Origin of the sequence: Pseudomonas serbiensis, from assembly GCF_030580745.1 — a bacterium.
GTDB lineage: Bacteria > Pseudomonadota > Gammaproteobacteria > Pseudomonadales > Pseudomonadaceae > Aquipseudomonas > Aquipseudomonas serbiensis.
Window position 1 is genome coordinate 54,530 of the sequence record NZ_JAUQOO010000024.1, and the last position, 19,479, is coordinate 74,008.

Below are 19,479 nucleotides of genomic sequence, written 5' to 3' on the forward strand. Positions count from 1 at the left end.
AGCCCCGGTAAATGCTGATTTACCGGGGCTTTTTTACGAGATTTGAAACTGTGCGGCCTTATTTCACCTTGCGGGAAAGGTCATCGAGGGAGCGTTTCACATTACTCAACTCACTCTGCTGACTGCTGAGGTCACGCTTGAGGCTGGACAGCTCACTTGAGCTGGAGCTGCTACTTGACCCTGAACTACGCTTCAAGTCATTCACCTGCCCCTCAAGCCTGGCCACGTCGCGCCCCTGCTCATCGACCTTGCTCTTGAGGCTGGACAGTTCACTTGAGCTGGAGCTGTTACTTGACCCGGAACTACGCTTCAAGTCATTCACCTGCCCTTCAAACTTATCGATGCTGCGGCTCTGCTCATCAAGCTTGCGCTTGAGAGTTGAAATTTCACTATCACTGGAACTGCTGCTTGAAGCAGAAGCCTTGCTATTGCGCTTGAGTTCTTCAATGGCCTTGGCCTGTTCCTCGACAACTTTCTTCAAACTTTCCAGTTCACGGGTATTACTGTTCGTGCCTGCCCTTATCTCCTGAATATTGCCAACCGTGAAATCCGAGTTACGCAAGGCAGTTCCTCTACCGAACTCGGTAAAGCTCGTCACGATATTATCGGAACTACTGGCACGGGAAGAATCGAGTTCAACAGCGGCATTGGCGTTTGAAAACGCCAGGCCGCCAATCAATAAAGCAAGGACGCGAACACGGGAAACAGCACGAGGGATTTTGAAGAAACCAGCCATGATCCAAGTTCCATGCGAGATGCCAAAGTGGCACATTGATATGATGCTGTTTTCTTCAAATAGTTCGCTGTCTGCCCAACTATTTTTTCACACTCCCAGCCACGCCCATCAACCAAAACCCTTGAACCTGAGCGCCTGCAGCAGCCTGAGCCTTGCGCCCCCCATAAAAACCACACTCATTCAAGTATTGAACCACGGAGCATAAATTCATTTGAATTTACAGCCATAAAATATTTTAGAAGGACTTTTCTGATAGAGGTGTATGTAGCTTCCATGCGCAGTAAAAAACACGCCAAACCCACAACAATCTTGTAACTGCAACTGAAACCTATTTCAAAAAATTTCAAACATGCATCTTCTTTAAACAACGCATCACGCTCTATTACGCACCATTACCAGCGACCCGCCCGCTCTGAAACTTTATTTGTAACAGCACATCATCAAGCACTCTATTCAGGCATCGACCAGGCCACTCGTTTGACCAGATTCCTGTCTGTATTTTTAATGTCCACACCCCCCAGCGCCTCATCCAGAACATTAAAACTTTCATACAGGCACCCCAATGGACAAACCTACTCAAGACGACATACTGCCGCCAACCGATAAAACAAAAGCCTTGCCGGAACAACCCTGTATATCGTCCAGCCTCAAGGCACCGATAGTGCCGTCCATCAATACTGATGCGATTACCTGCGAACAGATTCATGCCGGTATATCCATTCATATCCCCTACTCGCCACTGATGCAGCGTGAGGACCTCATCGTCTTCTATTGGGGCCTTCACCAATCCTCAACGCCACTGCTTCATCCTTTGGGTAGAAGCACCATCGTGCGAATACTGTGTATTACCTACAACCTCATTCCCTACGCTCAATACGGCCCAGTGGATATCTACTATGAAATACATCGCGCCAACCATTTGATCGGCACTTCGCCCGTCCTGCGCGTAACGGTCAACAAGCATGCGCCGATCACTCCCAGACAACGCCGACGTAAACGCAGCATGAAACGTCGTCATCCGGGCAAATGAAAAAGCCCCCGGTGATCGCTCACCGGGGGCTTGATTGGCAGGGAAACACTCAAAACGCGAGTCGCAACCCTACATTGGCTCCCCAAGGTTGCTCGACATGCTTGCCTTTCATGTAATCGAAGTCAGCATGCAATTGCAGACGCTCTGACAATGAAACAGAAACGCCCGCCCCCAACTCGGCACGCGAACCGAACAGGTTGTTATCGAAGGCGAGTCGTTGACCTTGACGTCATTGCTGCGGGAAAACTCCTGAGCCACCGCTACACGCAAATAAGGCTGTAATACACCGCCGTCCCTGAGCGCGATGTTGCGCCCCACAGAGCTGCCGACCTTGCCTATAACCGACTGGGTATCACTGTTTTTCGCCTGCAGGCCATTGTCCATTCGGTACTGATCACCCTGGATAACGACACCGGCCAGTTGAGCGAAAGGCTCCAGGAAGTAATCGTCGGCCAGCGCGATATGCCGCCCGAACTCCAGCGATGCCCCCACTCCCTTATTGCTGTAATTACCCTTGGCCTTGCTGGCATCACTCATGGCGATATCCGACTTGTTACGGAAGTTGTTGAACTTGAGTACGCCGTCCAGGTAGTACCCGTCATCCAGCAGCCAGGTGCCATAGGCGCCGACATAGTAGCTGTTGACCTTGCCCGTGGTGCCACGGTTCAGGTCAAGATCGGAGCTGCTGTAGCCACCCATGACACCCAGCAATAACTGGCCATGGCTGACCTCGAGCGGCGCATCCGCACCCAGCGACAACCCCTGGTGCTTGTGCTGATACTCGACGCCATCACTGGTCGTGGCATTGAAACGATTGCCATAAGCACGCATCCACCCGCCTCCCTGGCCGCTGGCACGCACCTCTCCCATACGACTGCGCAAGGTCGACAACTCACTCATCCAGATCACCGGCGCGGCATTGAACAATGCCAGAGCCGCGCTGGTTGAAGGGCTGATGGTCCTGTCATTACCGACGATGAACCAGTCATTGCCCTGCTGCTCCAGCAGATAGGAGTAAGTCCCAAGGTCGACCCGACCGCCGATCAGGCTGAACTGCGCATTGCCACCTTCGGTATGCACGACCTTCAAGGGTTCCATATCAGGCGATACCACCTCGACTCCGGTGTTGTGGACCCGCAACCCGAACTCGCCATTGGCCTGTCCGTTCACTTCGAGCAGATCCCCGACACCGTTATCCAGATCGACTCGCATGGCAAAAAAACCATTCCCGGACAGCTCGCCCAACGACAAGGTATGAAACCCGTCCTCGCCAAAACTCACACCACCGCGGTCCATGCTCAGTGACTCGACCGAGTTGTCACCGACCATTTGCCAGTGGGCACCAGAATCAACAGCCAGGCTATTGCCATTGATGATGTCACCTGTGAGCTGGGCCTGATTCTGCAAGGTGACGTTCAAGGTGCTGCTGTCATCGGCAAAGAGGTTACCGGTAAGGCTGCTGTTATCGACCTTGAAGTTCGCCGTGTTGCGGTCTACCACCTCCAGCAAGTTACCGTTGCCGGAGAGCAGGGTTGAGCCATTCTGGACAGTGATATCGGCGATAGCCCCAAACCGATCTGATGTATCGACGCTGATTGCTGCACCATTGATCCCTTCGATCGTCGAGTGATCGATCACGGCACTGCTGGTGACACCGGCATTATCATTACCCGGTACAAACTCGCCCTCAATGATCCGGATACCGTTCAGAGCACCCCGTATATGGCTTGCTCCGGTAATGACTGCATCGCCTCCAGATAACAAGAGTCCACTCCCTCGCTCGCCATTGGCCGAAAGAGCGCCATAAACCTGAGTATTATGCATTTCAAGCCGGCTTAACTGGCTCAGACCGATACCATAGCCGACACCGGATATATCACTGTCACTCATCGTGGCCCATGTACCTGGTTTGGCAGTCCCCGTCGAGATCCCGAGTGAAATGCCATAATCCAGATCATTCCTGATGGTTGCATGCTCCAGAATGACCCGGCTGTCTTTTATCTCGACGCCAGCATTCACAGCTCCGTAATTGATGAACAGCGTTGAATTCGAGCCACGCACATGGTCTACCACACCGCCTTGCACAATATTCAGCGTTGCACCATCAGTCAGAGAATAAGAGTTAACCGGCGTGAACGCATCTACCGTTTCTTCTCTTCCGTCCACAGGAATAAAAGCCTGGTTGCCCTGAGGTGGCTCATCCTCCAGAACATGACCATCACTGGCTCCGACTTCCAGGGCAATCATCACACCCAGTGACATGACGATAGAGGAAACACTCTTTCCTTTTACAGCATATTTTCTATAAAGCACCTTTCATACTCCCGAATATGGAGGCAGAAATAGTGCTTTATCGCTTCACTTCAAAAGATGGCAGATTAAAATCCATAAAGTAGGACGCCTCCTAAATAAACCGGTTAATTGTCTTACAGAACTTCCTACAGACTTACCATAAACCTGAAATATTTTTTTCAAACACATAAAAATATCTACCACCACCTATTGACGGACCTAAAGAAAAACGATTACGTCAGCTCCGCAGCTAAAGAATCTATTGGCCAATATTACCTCTCCAGCTGGCAAAACCATCCGGCCCATGGCGGCCTTATTTTTAACATCATTTTCAAGGAATAGATCATGTACTCTCAACCACAAACGCCAATCATCATCCCAGGCCATCATCCCCGCATACAGGACCCAGACTTGAAAGCGCCGGATGTCGCAGCCGCTTTTCATGATGAAGATACGCCAGGGCTTTTACCAATATCCGAATTGAATAATCCGGTTATTGTAGACCTGGAAGTATGGGCAGGCGCTAAGCCAGGTTATACCTACGCACTCTATTGGGATGGCGAACCAACAGGCCCAGTGAAAACGATTCTTGATACTCAGCGACCAGGGGATCCGCTGACGCTGGAAATCCCTGTTGACCTCCTGACCGAAGGAACGCATACACTGCAATATCAAACATTTAACCCAGAGAGTCAGGTCAGTAACGAATCCAATATATTCAATCTGGTGATTGACCTGACCGCTCCCGGAAAACCGGAGCTCAGCGCCATCCTGTTTCCCCCGGAAGTACAGAATGGATTGACCGCGGCCGAACTTGCGCAACTGGGCGGGAAGCTGGACGTTCAGATTGCCGGCTACACCGGCATGGCAAAGCATGATGTGGTCCAGACTTACTGGGGCACGACTATTGGCCCGCAAGCCACCGTCACTGAAGATGACATGGGCCTGGACAGGGTCGCGATTACCTTTACCCGTGCCTTTCTGGAAAGCCTGGGAGAAACGGAACAACTGGTCAAATACAAGGTTTTCGACCGGGCAGGCAACGCATCCATCGACTCAAATCCTGTGCCCATAACCCTAAAGCTGCAGGATATTCCGGCCAACTTCCCGGCTCCGATCATCGACCCCGGAGTAGGAACCCTGATCGATTATGCAGAAGCGCAGGCAGGCGTTCAGGTGGATATTCCCAAGTATCCGGGTGCCAGCCCTTTTGACATGATCAGGTTGTTCTGGGGGCAGAATAATCCACTGGTTCCGGTCGCTCTTCCACCGGGTAACGAAAACGAAGACATTGTGCTTTCGTTACGTATTCCCTACGAGACACTCAATCAAAACCCTGTGGGTTCTGTGCAAGTCTTCTACGAAGTTACACGTCAACTGGACCTGGCAGGTACTTCCCTGAGCAGTATCATTGATGTTTTCCTGACGCTGCCGATTCCAACACCGCTGGAAACCTTTATCGTCCAGGGCACCAGCGTGGAAAGCCCCAACACCACGGACAACTTCATTGACGAAGAAGACTATGAACTCAATGCCCTGGGGGTCGTGAAGTGGAATACCGGCTTTGCTATCAGCGATAACCTGAATCTGTTCTGGGGAGATCAACAAAAGCTCCAATGGTATCAAATCAGGGCAACGGATATCGCTGCCGCACGGGACCTTCTTGTTCCGATCGATAATGCAATCATGAGGGCACAAGGAACCGGTGCGGAAATTCCTGTGCATTACACGGTGACACGTGCCGGGAATCCCAACCCTGTAAAGTGCCCGGTGCAACTTGTGACGGTCAGGTCCAAGGAAGAACTTCCGGGTGGCTCTGAAGGTCTTGATGGCCCGCCCTTCAAACTTAATGACGTGGGTTTCATTGCCCCGATTCTCAACCCCAATGGGGCAGACCTGCACATTGCGCCTTATATCAATATCGACGAAGGCCAGACACTGTTCTTGACCTTCAAGGGTTTCGATAAAAACAATAATCCGATTGATGCTTCCAACTATACCGCCGACCGGACACTGGATAAAAACGATGTAACAAACGGTTATACCTTTACGGTTCCCGACCGCAACCTTCGTACTCTCTGCACGGGTTTTGCAGAAGCCAGTTTCCGCGTTGAACCGCCAGCAGGCAGTAATCAGAGTGCTGTTACTTCAAAAGTTACACGTGCGCCGGTGAACATGCTCGATTCGGTTCAACCGACCTGCCCGATTCCTCCTTTCCAATAAAGATAGTGAGCGATCCGCACGCTATAAAATAAGGGAAATAAATATGAATACGTCTATATCTCCTCGTCGAGAAGGAGAACTTGAAGCACCGGAAATTCCTGCCGCACTCGAAAACGGAGTGTTGCCCATCGAATTTCTCGACAGGCCCGTCACTGTAAAGCTCAAGGTTTGGGAAGGTGCTCAGCCCCACTATACCTACCAACTGTTATGGGATGGCATGACAGCCGGTCCCAAGAAACCGATTCTGGACAGTCATCTGCCCGGCGATGAATTGACACTCGAGATTCCCATTGCCCTGTTGACCGAAGGTGTTCACAAGGTTGCCTATGAGACGGCAAACCCGGAAAGCCAGGTCATGAACACGTCAAAAGCAACGCGCCTCGAAATCGACCGTACCGCTCCCGGCAACCCGCACCTCGGCCCGATCCTCTTCCCGGCCTTCGTTGACGACGGGCTGACTTCCGATGAGCTGGAAAGCGTGCATAACGTGCTCAGGGGAAGCATTGCCAGTTACAACGGCATGAAGGAAGGCGATGTCATTCGCACTTACTGGAATCAGATTCCCGGCCCTATCACCATGGTCAACAAGGACGATATGGGATTGCAGCGGGTGAATGTGGATTTCGTCAGATCGTTCCTGGAGACCATTGGTGACATCAAGGCGCCCGTCTACTACACCGTGACCGATCAGGCGGGCAATGTGTCCATGAACTCGGAGGAGAAGCTCGTCACGCTGCAGCTATCCGTACAATCACCACTCCCCATCCCGACGGTAAAAGAAGCCAAAGGCGATACCCTCGATCCGGCCAACACGGTCAATGGTGCCACCGTACAGATCGGCACCACTGCCAACCTTGCCGCGGGTGAGCGGGTCACAGTGCAGTGGCAAGGCCCCAAGGGCAGCGATACCCGGGAAAAAATCATCACAGCCGCCGACGTGGGCAAGATCCAGGAGCTTGTGTTCACGGCAGCACTGGTCAACGCCAACGCAGGTCAGACAGTCAACGTGTTTTATACCGTCAGCCGCCTCAACGGGACGGTGCAACAGTCTGAAACCCTGGCCCTGAAGGTTCTTGATACGCACATAGAACTGCCTGCTCCCACCATGGACACTGTCGGCGCCGATGGCGTGGTGATTCCCTCAAGAATCCCGGAATCCGGTGCAACCATTCGTGTGTCCTACACAGGCATGAGCACCGGCGATAGCGTAGTGGTCAACTGGCGAGGCGCAACGGCTTACGACACGCCGTCACAGGTGGTGGGAGGCAATACCGAGCTGCAATTCACCATCGCCAAATCCCTGATCGTGGCCAGCAGCGCAGCGACCGTCACTTACACCGTCACTCGCGCAGGCACCGCAGCCTTGTCTTCGACACTGTGGCTGAAGATCAGCAAGGAGCTGGAGTTCGATACCTCACCCGTCACCCTGAAGGGCAAGGTCTATCTGTTGCCGGGCTATCCCGACCTTCTGCCAGCCATGCCGTCGGACACAACCGTCCAACGCACAGCCAGCGGTGGTCAGGCACCTTACTTCTATCGTTCAAGCGACCCGTTGGTGGCCAAGGTAGATGGCAATGGCCTGACCTCTGCACGTGGCAAAGGCACGGCAACCATTTCGGTCACTGACAGTCTTGGAGCCATAAAGAGCTATCAGGTTACCGTTACCGGCGTCGTTCACTGCCTGGGGGTTGGTGCGGGCTCCTTCACAAAGATGGCAACGGCCGCCGAGGCGCAAGGCGCGCGCATTCCGTCCATCTATGAGCTCAATGAAATCCACACGGCCTATGGCAGAAGCTGGCCGATGGGCAATGGCAATTACTGGTCCGGCACGGTAGCAGCCTCCAACCTTATGGGCTGGAAATGGTACTACGTGAAAAATCTGGTCACAGGCGCAGACTTCAAATTGCTGCATCACAATGCCAGTCTTGGCGTCGCTATCCGCTAGTAGCCGACTGCGGCCTGGCTGAAATATCCCGGGGCGTTACGTTACCTGAAAGGCGTAACGCCCTCTTTCCATCTATGCGCGTCACGTTCCAAGAGCCAGACCATGCGCCACCCTGTCATTCCCCCCAAACGCTTCGTGCGCCCTCCCTCTTGCGAAGGCAGTTTCAAGGTCAGCGTCAACAAGCAACCGCTACTGGTTTCCTCCCTGCTGGGCAGGTTGACGTTGCGCCCGGAGCTTTCACAGGCGCCCAGTCACTGGATCTGGAAAATAATCGCCGACGGCAAGGTCGGCCATAAACGGACCAGCATCGGTCTGTTTTTCGATAAGGACCTGGAACCCGGCACTTACGACCTGCCGGGTAATGAGCGCATCAAGGTGGTCTACAACGAAAGCCCGCATTGGCAGAGCGTCATTTATCACTCTGCGCATTTTCAGGCCGGTGCTTTCACGCTGATCGAGGCCGACCCTCAGAGTCAGCGTTTGCAAGGGGTGTTCAGCTTCAGTATCTCGGCGGTTGATTTCGAGGTCACGGACGGCTCTTTCGACGTGTATTGCAAGTGATCAGGCCAGCAGGAACTCTGCAATCCGCTGCGCAGACTCAACCAGACACTGCTCATGACTCAGGCCCGACACCTTGAGGGGCTTGAGATCATGATTGGCGGTCGGTAACCAGTGCAACCCGATTGAAGTGGATAGCTCATATCCCTGCACCGTTTCACGATCACCCAATGCATCCCGCTCACCTTGAATGATCAGGGTCGGGGTCTGCAGATCGGCCAGATGCGCCACGCGAGGCTTCTCGGGTTTGCCCACGGCATAGAACGGATAGCCCAGACACACCAGCGCATCAACCTTCAGTTCATCGGCAAGCAGGCTGGCCATTCTTCCCCCCATGGACTTGCCTCCGATGGCCAGACGTCCAGCGACATGAGGTCGCACACGCTCATGCACCTGACGCCAGCAATCGAGTAGCTGCCCCTGAGGATTGGGAAGACGTTTACCCCCCGTAAGACGCCGCTGAGCCATGTAGGGAAACTCGAAGCGCATGACGTTGACGCCCTGTGCAGCAAGGTGTGCAGCCATGTCGTTCATGAAATCGCTGTCCATGGGCGCACCAGCCCCATGGGCCAGAATCAGCGTTGCCTTGCCATCCCCTGCTCCCGGCTGCGCCGCCGTCCAGATCCAGCCGTTGTCCTGCGCCAGTTGTACGCATTGATCCCTGTCAATGCAGGCACCTTGCCCATTGCCCATGCTTGCCTCGCTTCTGATGAGTCTGCCAATAACCCGGAGCTATAACCGTGCGTAATGGCCCCGACCAAGCTGGATGGGATACACACCTAAATGAACACAACTAACAGTACCGCCTATAACTATCAGGTGGTTCGCCAGTTCGCCATTATGACGGTGATCTGGGGAATTGTCGGGATGGGCCTCGGCGTTTTTCTGGCCGCCCAACTGGTTTGGCCTGAGCTCAACTTCAACTTGCCGTGGACAAGCTTTGGTCGCTTGCGTCCACTTCATACCAACGCAGTCATTTTCGCCTTTGGTGGCTGCGCGCTGTTCGCCAGCTCCTACTATTCTGTGCAACGCACCTGCCAGACCCGACTGTTTCTGCCAAAGCTGGCTGCTTTCACCTTCTGGGGCTGGCAACTGGTAATCGTGCTGGCTGCCATAAGCCTGCCTCTGGGCTTTACCACTTCAAAAGAATACGCCGAGCTGGAATGGCCGATCGATATCCTGATCGCCGTGGTCTGGGTCGCTTATGCAATCGTGTTCTTCGGCACCGTAGCCAAACGCACCACCAAACACATTTATGTCGGCAACTGGTTCTTCGGCGGATTCATCCTGACCGTAGCGCTGCTGCACATCGTCAACAACCTGGAAATTCCGGTCAGCCTTACCAAGTCCTACTCGCTGTACGCCGGTGCAACCGATGCGATGGTGCAGTGGTGGTACGGGCACAACGCAGTAGGTTTTTTCCTGACGGCGGGCTTTCTGGGAATGATGTATTACTTCGTGCCCAAGCAGGCCGAACGTCCGGTCTATTCCTATCGCCTGTCCATCGTGCACTTCTGGGCGCTGATTACCCTGTACATCTGGGCCGGTCCGCACCACTTGCATTACACCGCCCTGCCAGACTGGGCGCAGTCGCTGGGTATGGTGATGTCGCTGATTCTTCTGGCTCCAAGCTGGGGCGGCATGATCAACGGCATGATGACCCTGTCGGGCGCCTGGCATAAATTGCGCAGCGACCCGATCCTGCGTTTTCTGGTGGTGTCCCTGGCGTTCTACGGCATGTCGACCTTTGAAGGTCCGATGATGGCCATCAAGACCGTCAACGCCCTCTCCCACTACACCGACTGGACCATCGGCCACGTCCATGCTGGCGCTCTGGGCTGGGTGGCGATGATCTCCATCGGCGCGCTGTACCACATGATTCCCAAGGTATTCGGTCGCCAACAGATGCACAGCATGGGCCTGATCAATGCGCACTTCTGGCTCGCCACCATCGGCACCGTGCTCTACATCGCCTCGATGTGGGTCAACGGCATCACTCAAGGCCTGATGTGGCGCGCCGTGAACGAGGACGGCACCCTCACCTACTCCTTCGTCGAAGCCCTGCAAGCCAGTCACCCGGGCTTCATCGTCCGGCTGGCCGGAGGCGCCATCTTCTTCGTCGGCATGTTGCTGATGGCCTACAACACCTGGCGCACCGTACGGGCCTCCAGCCCGGCCGAAGCCACCGCTGCCGCGCAGATGGCCTGAGGAGCTGACCATGAAACATGAAGTGATCGAAAAGAACGTCACCCTGCTGATGATCCTGATGGTGCTGGCCGTCAGCATCGGTGGCCTGACCCAGATCGTACCGCTGTTTTTCCAGGACGTGACCAACAAACCGGTAGAGGGCATGAAGCCCTACACAGCGCTGCAACTCGAAGGTCGCGACATCTATATCCGCGAAGGCTGCGTAGGTTGCCACTCACAGATGATCCGTCCGTTCCGGGCCGAAACCGAGCGTTATGGTCACTATTCGGTGGCGGGCGAAAGCGTCTGGGATCATCCGTTCCTGTGGGGCTCCAAGCGTACCGGTCCGGACCTGGCACGGGTTGGCGCACGCTACTCGGATGACTGGCACCGCGCCCACTTGTACAACCCGCGCAACGTCGTGCCGGAATCGAAAATGCCTGCTTACCCGTGGCTGGTCACCCAACAAGTGGACAGCAGCCATACCGAAGCCAAGATCCGCGCCATGCGCACTCTGGGCGTGCCTTACACCGATGCAGATATCTCCGGCGCAGTCGCCAGCCTCAAGGGCAAGACCGAGATGGATGCACTGGTGGCCTATCTGCAAGTGCTCGGCACTTCCATCAAGAGCAAGAGGTGAGCCATGGACATCCAAGACTTGCGCGGCCTCGGCACGTTGGTAGTGGCGATCGCCTTCATCGGGATGTCCCTGTGGGTATCCAGCAGCAAACGCAACCCGGATTTCGCCGAGGCTCGCATGGCGCCCTTTGCCGACGAACCTCATCCATTGAGCACTGACGCGAAACCTGAAACGGAACAACCTGTCGTGCGGAGTAATCAGCCATGACCACCTTCTGGAGCACCTATATCTGCGTGCTGACCCTCGGCAGCCTGATCGGGCTGACCTGGCTGTTGATCGGTACACGCAAAGGCGAAACCAAGGGCAGTACCGACCAGACCATGGGCCACAGCTTCGACGGCATCGAGGAGTATGACAATCCGTTGCCGCAATGGTGGTTCATGCTGTTCGCCGGCACTCTGGTGTTCGCGGTTGGCTACCTGATCCTCTACCCCGGCCTGGGAAACTGGAAAGGCATCCTGCCCGGTTACGAAAACGGCTGGACCGGCGCCCATGAGTGGGAAAAGGAAATGGACCGGGCCGATGCCAGATTCGGTCCCATCTTTGCCAGATTCGCCGCCATGCCGCTGGAGGAAGTCGCCAAGGACCCACAGGCGCTGAAAATGGGCGGACGCCTGTTCGCCTCCAACTGCTCGGTTTGCCACGGCTCGGATGCCAAGGGCGCCTATGGCTTCCCTAACCTGACCGACACCAACTGGCGTTGGGGCGGCAGTGCCGACACCATCAAGAACAGCATCATGATGGGTCGAGTCGCCGCCATGCCTGCGTGGGGGCCGGTAATCGGTGAAGAAGGCGTCAAGAACGTCGCCGCTTATGTTCGCCACTCTCTGGCCGGCCTGCCGCTGCCTGCCGATGACACCGCCAATCTGTCCGCCGGACAGCAAGTATTCAGCTCGACTTGCGTAGCTTGTCATGGTGCTACAGGTAAAGGTGTCGAAGCGATGGGCGCCCCAAACCTGACACAACCGGGCGGTTTCATCTACGGCACCAGCCTTGCGCAACTGCAACAGACCATTCGTCTTGGTCGCCAGGGTCATATGCCTGCTCAGGCCGATTTGCTGGGCAATGACAAGGTGCAATTGCTGGCCGCCTATGTGTACAGCCTTTCTCAGAGTCCTGATCAACTCGAGCGCAGGGAAAAGCAGTCACAGTAACGATTCAGCCCGCTGCAACAAAGAATTGCGCACCCTGCAACGGGGTGCGCAATTCTTCAGCACACGTTTCGCGCCCTTGCTCTGTACTTCCCATGCCCGCCTTTCACGACTAAGCTTGCCCGCAGTGGACTGGCATTAGCTGGTCACAGGTCATGGGAAGTGAATGCTTCACGCATTTACCAGCATGTGTCATCGACCTGTCCATCCCGCCTTTTTCGGTCCGCTTCGGCAGTGTTCCAGTGTCTCCGGGAACATGCCTCAAAGGGCCATCGTTTAAGCGCAAATACTTGTCCGGCATCTGCCGTAGACAGGTTCGTGGCCCTCTGGATACCTATAAATACTGAACCGTGGAACCCTGGAAATGAGCACAGCAATCAGCCCGACTGCTTATAACTACAAGGTGGTCCGCCAGTTCGCCATCATGACGGTGGTCTGGGGAATCATTGGCATGGGGCTCGGCGTTTTCATTGCCGCACAACTGGTCTGGCCTGACCTTAACCTCGATCTGGAATGGACCACGTTCGGACGCCTGCGACCACTGCATACCAATCTTGTGATTTTCGCTTTCGGTGGCTGCGCCCTGTTTTCCACCTCTTATTACGTGGTGCAGCGAACCTGCCAGACGCGGCTGATTTCCGATGGCATGGCTGCCTTCACGTTCTGGGGCTGGCAAGCGGTGATCGTCAGCGCAATCATCACCCTGCCCATGGGTTACACCACCACCAAGGAATACGCCGAACTCGAATGGCCGATAGCGATTCTGCTGGCCATTGTCTGGGTCACCTATGCCGTGGTGTTCTTCGGCACCATCGCCCGCCGCAATACCAAACACATCTATGTCGGCAACTGGTTCTACGGCGCCTTTATTCTGGTGACCGCCATGCTGCACATCGTCAACCACATATCGTTGCCGGTCAGCCTGTTCAAGTCCTACTCGGCGTACGCGGGTGCGACCGACGCCATGATCCAGTGGTGGTACGGGCACAACGCAGTAGGCTTCTTTCTGACCACAGGCTTTCTGGGCATGATGTATTACTTCGTGCCCAAGCAGGCAGAGCGGCCGATCTATTCGTACCGCCTGTCCATCGTGCATTTCTGGGCACTGATCACCCTGTACATCTGGGCCGGCCCGCACCACCTGCATTACACCGCCCTGCCGGACTGGGCGCAGTCACTGGGCATGGTGATGTCGATCATCCTGCTGGCCCCGAGCTGGGGCGGCATGATCAACGGCATGATGACCCTCTCCGGCGCCTGGCATAAGTTGCGCACCGACCCGATCCTGCGCTTTCTGGTGGTGTCCCTGGCGTTCTATGGCATGTCGACCTTTGAAGGTCCGATGATGGCTATCAAGACCGTGAACTCGTTGTCGCACTATACAGACTGGACCATCGGCCACGTCCACGCCGGTGCCCTGGGCTGGGTGGCAATGATCTCCATCGGCGCGGTCTATCACATGATCCCGAAAGTTTTCGGTCGCTCGCAGATGCACAGCATCGGCCTGATCAATGCGCACTTCTGGCTTGCCACCATCGGTACCGTGCTCTACATCGCATCGATGTGGGTCAATGGCATCACTCAAGGCCTGATGTGGCGGGCCATCAACGACGATGGCACCCTCACCTACTCGTTCGCCGAAGCCCTGCAGGCCAGCCATCCGGGCTATGTCGTGCGCATGATCGGCGGCGCGTTCTTTGCCAGCGGCATGCTGCTGATGGCCTGGAACGTATGGCGCACCGTACGTGCGTCGGACCCCGAGGAAGCCGAAGCTGCCGCCCGAATCGTTGTTGCGGGGGCTCACTGATGAAACATGAAGTACTCGAAAAGAACATTGGCCTGCTGGCCTTCTTCATGGTCATTGCCGTGAGCATTGGCGGTCTGACCCAGATCGTGCCGCTGTTCTTTCAGGACGTGACCAACAAACCGGTCGAAGGCATGAAGCCACGCACCGCCCTGGAACTCGAAGGCCGCGACGTCTACATCGCCAACGGTTGTGTGGGTTGCCACTCGCAGATGATCCGCCCGTTCCGTGCCGAAACCGAGCGCTACGGTCATTATTCGGTGGCTGGCGAAAGCGTCTGGGATCACCCGTTCCTGTGGGGCTCAAAACGTACCGGCCCGGATCTGGCCCGCGTCGGTGGGCGCTACTCGGACGACTGGCATCGCGCTCACCTGTACAACCCGCGCAATGTGGTACCCGAATCGAAAATGCCGGCCTACCCGTTCCTGGTCGAGAAGAAACTCGACGGCAAGGAAACCGCCAAGAAAATGGAAGTCCTGCGCGCCCTCGGCACGCCCTATACCGATGAAGACATCGCGGGTGCCGAGGCCGCCGTGAAAGGCAAGACCGAAATGGACGCACTGGTGGCCTACCTGCAAGGCCTTGGCACAATCATCAAGAGCAAACGGTGAACGCGATGGATATCGGAATGATTCGAGGTCTGGGCACACTGGTGGTGATGGTGGCCTTTATCGGGCTGGCACTTTGGGTATTCAGCCCGAGGCGCAAGGCTGAATTCGACGACGCGACCATGCTGCCGTTCGCGGACGATCCGCAAGCCACCGAGCATATTGAACAAGAAGCCAGAAACGCCGGGAGCAAGAAAGCATGACCACGTTCTGGAGCCTGTATGTAACGGTTCTGACCCTGGGCACAATCTTCGCCCTGACCTGGCTGCTGCTGGCAACCCGCAAAGGCCAGCGCGATGATCAGACCGAAGAAACCGTAGGCCACTCCTTCGACGGCATCGAGGAATACGACAACCCGCTGCCTCGCTGGTGGTTCATGCTGTTCGTGGGCACCATCGTGTTCGCTCTGGGCTATCTGGCACTGTATCCGGGCCTGGGCAACTGGAAAGGCCTGCTGCCGGGTTACAACTATGCGGACAATGAAAAGCAGCGCCAGTTTTCAGATGGCCAGCAAGGCTGGACCGGCGTTCATGAGTGGGAAAAGGAAATCGCCCGCGCTGAAAACAGATTCGGGCCGCTGTTCGCCAAATATGCCGCAATGCCCATCGAGGACGTCGCCAAGGACCCGCAAGCCCTGAAAATGGGCGGACGCCTGTTCGCCTCCAACTGCTCGGTCTGCCATGGCTCGGATGCCAAAGGCGCCTACGGTTTCCCCAACCTCACCGATGCCGACTGGCGCTGGGGCGGCGATCCGCAAACCATCAAGACCTCGATCATGAACGGCCGTCATGCCGTCATGCCCGCCTGGGGCGAAGTCGTCGGCGAGCAAGGCGTTCGCGACGTATCCGCCTACATCCTGACCCGGCTCGACGGTCGAAAACTGCCTGAAGGCGCCAAGGCTGACCCGGTGGCTGGCCAGAAGATATTCGCGACCACTTGCGTTGCCTGCCATGGCCCGGAAGGTAAAGGCATGCAAGCGCTGGGCGCGCCAGACCTTACTCATCCGGGTGCATTCATCTACGGCTCAAGCTTTGCGCAACTGCAACAGACCATCCGCTACGGTCGTCAGGGCCAGATGCCTGCCCAGGAAGCGACCCAAGGCAATGACAAGGTTCATCTGCTGGCCGCTTACATCTACAGCCTGTCCCGTCAGGAGAAACCCGCCGAGCCTCAGTGATCCGGCTCGACAGATACAGCCCCGCACGGCACTCGGCGGGGCTGTTGCATTTGGACAAGAGTTTTTTGTTGTAGTCACGTTTCTACACGAATAGACTGCGTGAGTCATAAATATAGAAACATGCCTACATGGCTTCCAGGAGGTCACCTTCATGACAACAACGCTCTCAAGCCGCGAATTCAATCAGGACACCAGCGGGGCCAAGAAGGCTGCGAACGACGGTCCGGTCTTCATCACTGACAGGGGGCGTCCGGCCCACGTCCTGCTCTCCATCGAGGACTATCGAAAACTGACCGGCAGCTCTGTCAGCATCGTCGACATGCTGACCATGCCAGGAGACATCGATATCGAATTCGAGCCACAACGGGCCGATATCACACCTCGCCACGTGGACCTGTCCTGATGTTCCTGCTCGATACCAACGTGGTATCCGAACTCAGAAAGCGAAACCCGGATGCCAATGTCGTCCGCTGGGCAAACAACCATGCATCCGCCAGCCTGTTTATCTCGGCCATCACGATCATGGAGCTGGAAACTGGCATATTGCGCATCGAACGCCGCGACCCCATTCAGGGCGCGGCACTGCGCACATGGCTGGAGCATCACGTATTGAAGGCATTCGCCGGGCGAATCCTGGCCGTGGATACCATCGTAGCCAAACGCTGCGCCCAGTTGCATGCTCCCGACCCGCGCAGCGAATGCGATGCGCTGATCGCAGCCACTGCCCTGGTTCACGGCATGAAAGTGGTGACCCGAAACACCACCGACTTCGAGCAATGCGGTGTCACGGTGCTCAACCCATGGATCAGTCAGTTGCACGAAGAACTGGCACCTTACCGAGCGGCACCACGCTGACCAAAGGCATTGAATAGCCTGTCAATTGATCCAGATCACTTACACGAACCGTTTAAGGAACCCAACGCGACCAAAGGTCGCAGACGTGAGGTATAAGGGCAGGCGTATCATTGACGCCATAAGAAACCGCTCTTGACCTCAGTCGGCACGTACTGGCTGTGGCACTTTTCCACTGCCGTGGGACGCCCCAATGAACAACCGGATTCCCGTACACAACATCACCCCGCCCCCCGGGAATGACGACAAGACCGTCGACCTCTACGCCGCGCGAGAAAACATCTACACCCGCGCTTTCACAGGCCGGTTTCGCAACCTGCGCATGCTGGGCGGGCTTGCCCTGTTTCTGGTGTATTTCGGCACGGTCTGGCTGAACTGGGGCGGGCATCAGGCAGTGTGGTGGAACCTGCCGGAGCGCAAGTTCTACATCTTCGGTGCAACCTTCTGGCCACAGGACTTCATCCTGCTGTCGGGCATCCTGATCGTCAGCGCCTTCGGCCTGTTCTTCATCACCGTCTACGCCGGGCGAATCTGGTGCGGCTATACCTGCCCGCAAAGCGTCTGGACCTGGATCTTCATGTGGTGTGAAAAAGTCACCGAAGGCGACCGCAACCAACGCATCAGACTCGACAAGGCGCCCATGAGCGCCAACAAGTTCCTGCGCAAGCTCGGCAAGCACAGCCTCTGGCTTTTGATCGGCTTCGTGACCGGCCTGACCTTCGTCGGCTACTTCTCCCCCATCCGCGACCTGAGCATCGAACTGTTCACAGGGCAAGCCGACGGCTGGGCCTATTTCTGGATCGGCTTCTTTACCCTGGCCACTTACGGCAATGCAGGCTGGCTGCGCGAGCAGGTGTGCGTTCACATGTGCCCGTATGCACGCTTCCAGAGCGTCATGTTCGACAAGGATACCCTGATCGTTTCCTACGACCCGCGTCGTGGGGAAAGCCGTGGGCCGCGCAAGAAAGATGTGGATTACAAGGCCCAAGGCCTGGGCGACTGCATCGATTGCACCATGTGCGTTCAGGTCTGCCCGACCGGCATCGACATCCGCGAAGGGTTGCAGATCGAATGCATCGGCTGCGCGGCCTGCATCGATGCCTGCGATACCATCATGGACAAGATGAGTTACCCGCGTGGCCTTATCAGCTACACCACCGAGCACAACCTGTCAGGTCAGGTCACCCACAAACTGCGTCCACGCCTGATTGGCTATGCCCTGGTTCTGCTGCTGATGATCGGCTTCCTGACCAGCGCCTTCTTCATGCGCTCGCTGGTGGGTTTCGATGTCAGCAAGGACCGCGTGCTGTACCGCGAAAATGCCGAAGGACGCATCGAAAACGTCTACAGCCTCAAGGTGATGAACAAGGATCAGGTCGACCACACCTATGTCCTCGATGCGACCGGCCTGCCGGATCTGAAACTGCAGGGCCGGCGTGAATTCAGGGTGGCCGCAGGCGATATCCTCAGTATTGCGGTGGAGCTGTCCAGCGCACCGGAAAAAATGCCATCGAGCACCAACGAGGTCACCTTCATCCTCAAGGACATCGACAACAGCGACACCCATGTCGAAGCCAGGAGCCGCTTCATCGGCCCACAAATACGCTAAGGGACACCCGCCATGTCAGTCGCACTCGCTTCAAGCCCGTGGTACAAGCACCGTTGGCCATGGATCATCATCGGCATCCTGGCCTGCTCGGTGACCCTCAGCCTTGCGATGGTGACCATTGCCGTCAACAACCCGGACAATCTGGTCAACGACAACTATTACGAGGCAGGCAAAGGCATCAACCGCTCGCTCAACCGCGAGTTGCTGGCCCAGACGCTCAAGGTACGCGCCAGCATTCACCTGGACGACCTGACAGGCGAAGCCGAACTGCACCTGAGCGGCAACAGCCAGCCTGAACGCCTGGAACTGAACCTGATTTCCCCGACTCAGCCGGACAAGGACCGCCGGATCTTCCTGACCCGCAGCCCCTCCGAAGCCGGTCGCTACATCGGCCAGTTGCAGGACAGGATCGAAGGCCGTCGCTTCGTCGAACTGCTGGGTGCGGAAAACGGCCAGACCTGGCGTCTGTTTGAAGAGGAACAGGTCAGCCACAATGCCTCCCTGAACCTGGGCGATGAACCGCTGCAAGGAAAGAATTGAGGTGGGAACAGATCGGGCGCATGGCAGGTAATGATGTGGGAGGCGGGGGGGGGGGGGGGCGGGGGGGGGGGGGGGGGGGGGGGGGGGGGGGGGGCGCGCCGGGGGCGCGGGCCCCCCCCCCCCCGCC

The 19,479-nt window shown here is 56.4% G+C and carries 18 protein-coding genes and 1 pseudogene; 16 read left to right on the forward strand and 3 right to left on the reverse strand.

Going from position 1 to position 19,479, the window contains the following annotated elements:
• Positions 1 to 58 precede the first annotated feature (58 nt).
• Positions 59 to 736 (reverse strand): hypothetical protein, encoded by a 678-nt coding sequence (locus Q6A51_RS24060; RefSeq protein WP_304575886.1) that lies wholly within the window; start codon positions 734 to 736, stop codon positions 59 to 61.
• A 562-nt stretch (positions 737 to 1,298) separates the two neighbouring features.
• On the opposite strand from Q6A51_RS24060, the gene Q6A51_RS24065 reads away from it, so the two are divergent.
• Positions 1,299 to 1,766 carry a hypothetical protein gene (locus tag Q6A51_RS24065; protein WP_236250254.1) on the forward strand — a complete coding sequence of 156 codons (468 nt, stop codon included), beginning with the start codon at positions 1,299 to 1,301 and terminating at the stop codon, positions 1,764 to 1,766.
• Between the two features lie 49 nt (positions 1,767 to 1,815).
• Here Q6A51_RS24065 and Q6A51_RS24070 read toward each other — a convergent pair.
• A pseudogene (locus tag Q6A51_RS24070) lies at positions 1,816 to 3,656 on the reverse strand (autotransporter outer membrane beta-barrel domain-containing protein).
• 747 nt (positions 3,657 to 4,403) lie between these two features.
• Between Q6A51_RS24070 and Q6A51_RS24075 the strand changes: the two are divergent.
• The 3 genes from Q6A51_RS24075 to Q6A51_RS24085 all read left to right on the forward strand — a co-directional run bounded on the left by Q6A51_RS24075 (position 4,404) and on the right by Q6A51_RS24085 (position 8,787).
• Positions 4,404 to 6,281, forward strand: coding sequence for a hypothetical protein (locus tag Q6A51_RS24075; protein ID WP_304575887.1), 1,878 nt, complete (start codon positions 4,404 to 4,406; stop codon positions 6,279 to 6,281).
• Positions 6,282 to 6,324: 43 nt separating this feature from the next.
• Positions 6,325 to 8,226: a hypothetical protein gene (locus Q6A51_RS24080; RefSeq protein WP_304575888.1), complete on the forward strand. Its 1,902-nt coding sequence runs from the start codon at positions 6,325 to 6,327 to the stop codon at positions 8,224 to 8,226.
• Between the two features lie 102 nt (positions 8,227 to 8,328).
• Positions 8,329 to 8,787 (forward strand): hypothetical protein, encoded by a 459-nt coding sequence (locus tag Q6A51_RS24085; protein ID WP_201019941.1) that lies wholly within the window; start codon positions 8,329 to 8,331, stop codon positions 8,785 to 8,787.
• Here Q6A51_RS24085 and Q6A51_RS24090 read toward each other — a convergent pair whose 3' ends face one another.
• On the reverse strand, positions 8,788 to 9,477 hold the full coding sequence (locus tag Q6A51_RS24090; RefSeq protein ID WP_304575889.1) for an alpha/beta family hydrolase: 690 nt from the start codon (positions 9,475 to 9,477) through the stop codon (positions 8,788 to 8,790).
• Between the two features lie 90 nt (positions 9,478 to 9,567).
• On the opposite strand from Q6A51_RS24090, the gene ccoN (Q6A51_RS24095) reads away from it, so the two are divergent.
• From ccoN (Q6A51_RS24095) to Q6A51_RS24150, 12 genes are all read left to right on the forward strand, one after another.
• Positions 9,568 to 10,992, forward strand: coding sequence for a cytochrome-c oxidase, cbb3-type subunit I (gene ccoN / locus Q6A51_RS24095; RefSeq protein WP_201019943.1), 1,425 nt, complete (start codon positions 9,568 to 9,570; stop codon positions 10,990 to 10,992).
• A 10-nt stretch (positions 10,993 to 11,002) separates the two neighbouring features.
• On the forward strand, positions 11,003 to 11,611 hold the full coding sequence (gene ccoO / locus Q6A51_RS24100; RefSeq protein ID WP_025259327.1) for a cytochrome-c oxidase, cbb3-type subunit II: 609 nt from the start codon (positions 11,003 to 11,005) through the stop codon (positions 11,609 to 11,611).
• A gap of 3 nt (positions 11,612 to 11,614) precedes the next feature.
• Positions 11,615 to 11,818 (forward strand): cbb3-type cytochrome oxidase subunit 3, encoded by a 204-nt coding sequence (locus Q6A51_RS24105; protein WP_201006186.1) that lies wholly within the window; start codon positions 11,615 to 11,617, stop codon positions 11,816 to 11,818.
• A complete protein-coding gene (gene ccoP / locus Q6A51_RS24110; protein ID WP_201019944.1) occupies positions 11,815 to 12,765 on the forward strand; it encodes a cytochrome-c oxidase, cbb3-type subunit III in 951 nt (316 codons plus the stop codon). The genes Q6A51_RS24105 and ccoP (Q6A51_RS24110) overlap by 4 nt, the downstream gene beginning before the upstream one ends.
• A 361-nt stretch (positions 12,766 to 13,126) precedes the next feature.
• A complete protein-coding gene (ccoN, locus tag Q6A51_RS24115; RefSeq protein WP_304575890.1) occupies positions 13,127 to 14,569 on the forward strand; it encodes a cytochrome-c oxidase, cbb3-type subunit I in 1,443 nt (480 codons plus the stop codon).
• Positions 14,569 to 15,177, forward strand: coding sequence for a cytochrome-c oxidase, cbb3-type subunit II (ccoO, locus tag Q6A51_RS24120; RefSeq protein ID WP_122320699.1), 609 nt, complete (start codon positions 14,569 to 14,571; stop codon positions 15,175 to 15,177). Before ccoN (Q6A51_RS24115) ends, ccoO (Q6A51_RS24120) begins: the two co-directional genes overlap by 1 nt.
• A 5-nt stretch (positions 15,178 to 15,182) precedes the next feature.
• A complete protein-coding gene (locus Q6A51_RS24125; protein WP_201019991.1) occupies positions 15,183 to 15,377 on the forward strand; it encodes a cbb3-type cytochrome oxidase subunit 3 in 195 nt (64 codons plus the stop codon).
• A complete protein-coding gene (gene ccoP / locus Q6A51_RS24130; protein ID WP_201019946.1) occupies positions 15,374 to 16,351 on the forward strand; it encodes a cytochrome-c oxidase, cbb3-type subunit III in 978 nt (325 codons plus the stop codon). Before Q6A51_RS24125 ends, ccoP (Q6A51_RS24130) begins: the two co-directional genes overlap by 4 nt.
• Positions 16,352 to 16,502: 151 nt before the next feature.
• Positions 16,503 to 16,754, forward strand: a complete 252-nt coding sequence (locus Q6A51_RS24135; protein WP_201006177.1) for a type II toxin-antitoxin system Phd/YefM family antitoxin — start codon at positions 16,503 to 16,505, stop codon at positions 16,752 to 16,754.
• Positions 16,754 to 17,206: a type II toxin-antitoxin system VapC family toxin gene (locus Q6A51_RS24140; protein ID WP_201006176.1), complete on the forward strand. Its 453-nt coding sequence runs from the start codon at positions 16,754 to 16,756 to the stop codon at positions 17,204 to 17,206. The genes Q6A51_RS24135 and Q6A51_RS24140 overlap by 1 nt, the downstream gene beginning before the upstream one ends.
• Positions 17,207 to 17,396: 190 nt before the next feature.
• Positions 17,397 to 18,812 carry a cytochrome c oxidase accessory protein CcoG gene (gene ccoG, locus Q6A51_RS24145; RefSeq protein ID WP_304575892.1) on the forward strand — a complete coding sequence of 472 codons (1,416 nt, stop codon included), beginning with the start codon at positions 17,397 to 17,399 and terminating at the stop codon, positions 18,810 to 18,812.
• A 12-nt stretch (positions 18,813 to 18,824) separates the two neighbouring features.
• The gene (locus Q6A51_RS24150; RefSeq protein ID WP_304575893.1) at positions 18,825 to 19,352 is read left to right on the forward strand and encodes a FixH family protein; all 528 of its coding nucleotides are present in this window, start codon (positions 18,825 to 18,827) and stop codon (positions 19,350 to 19,352) included.
• The last annotated feature ends 127 nt before the right edge of the window (positions 19,353 to 19,479 follow it).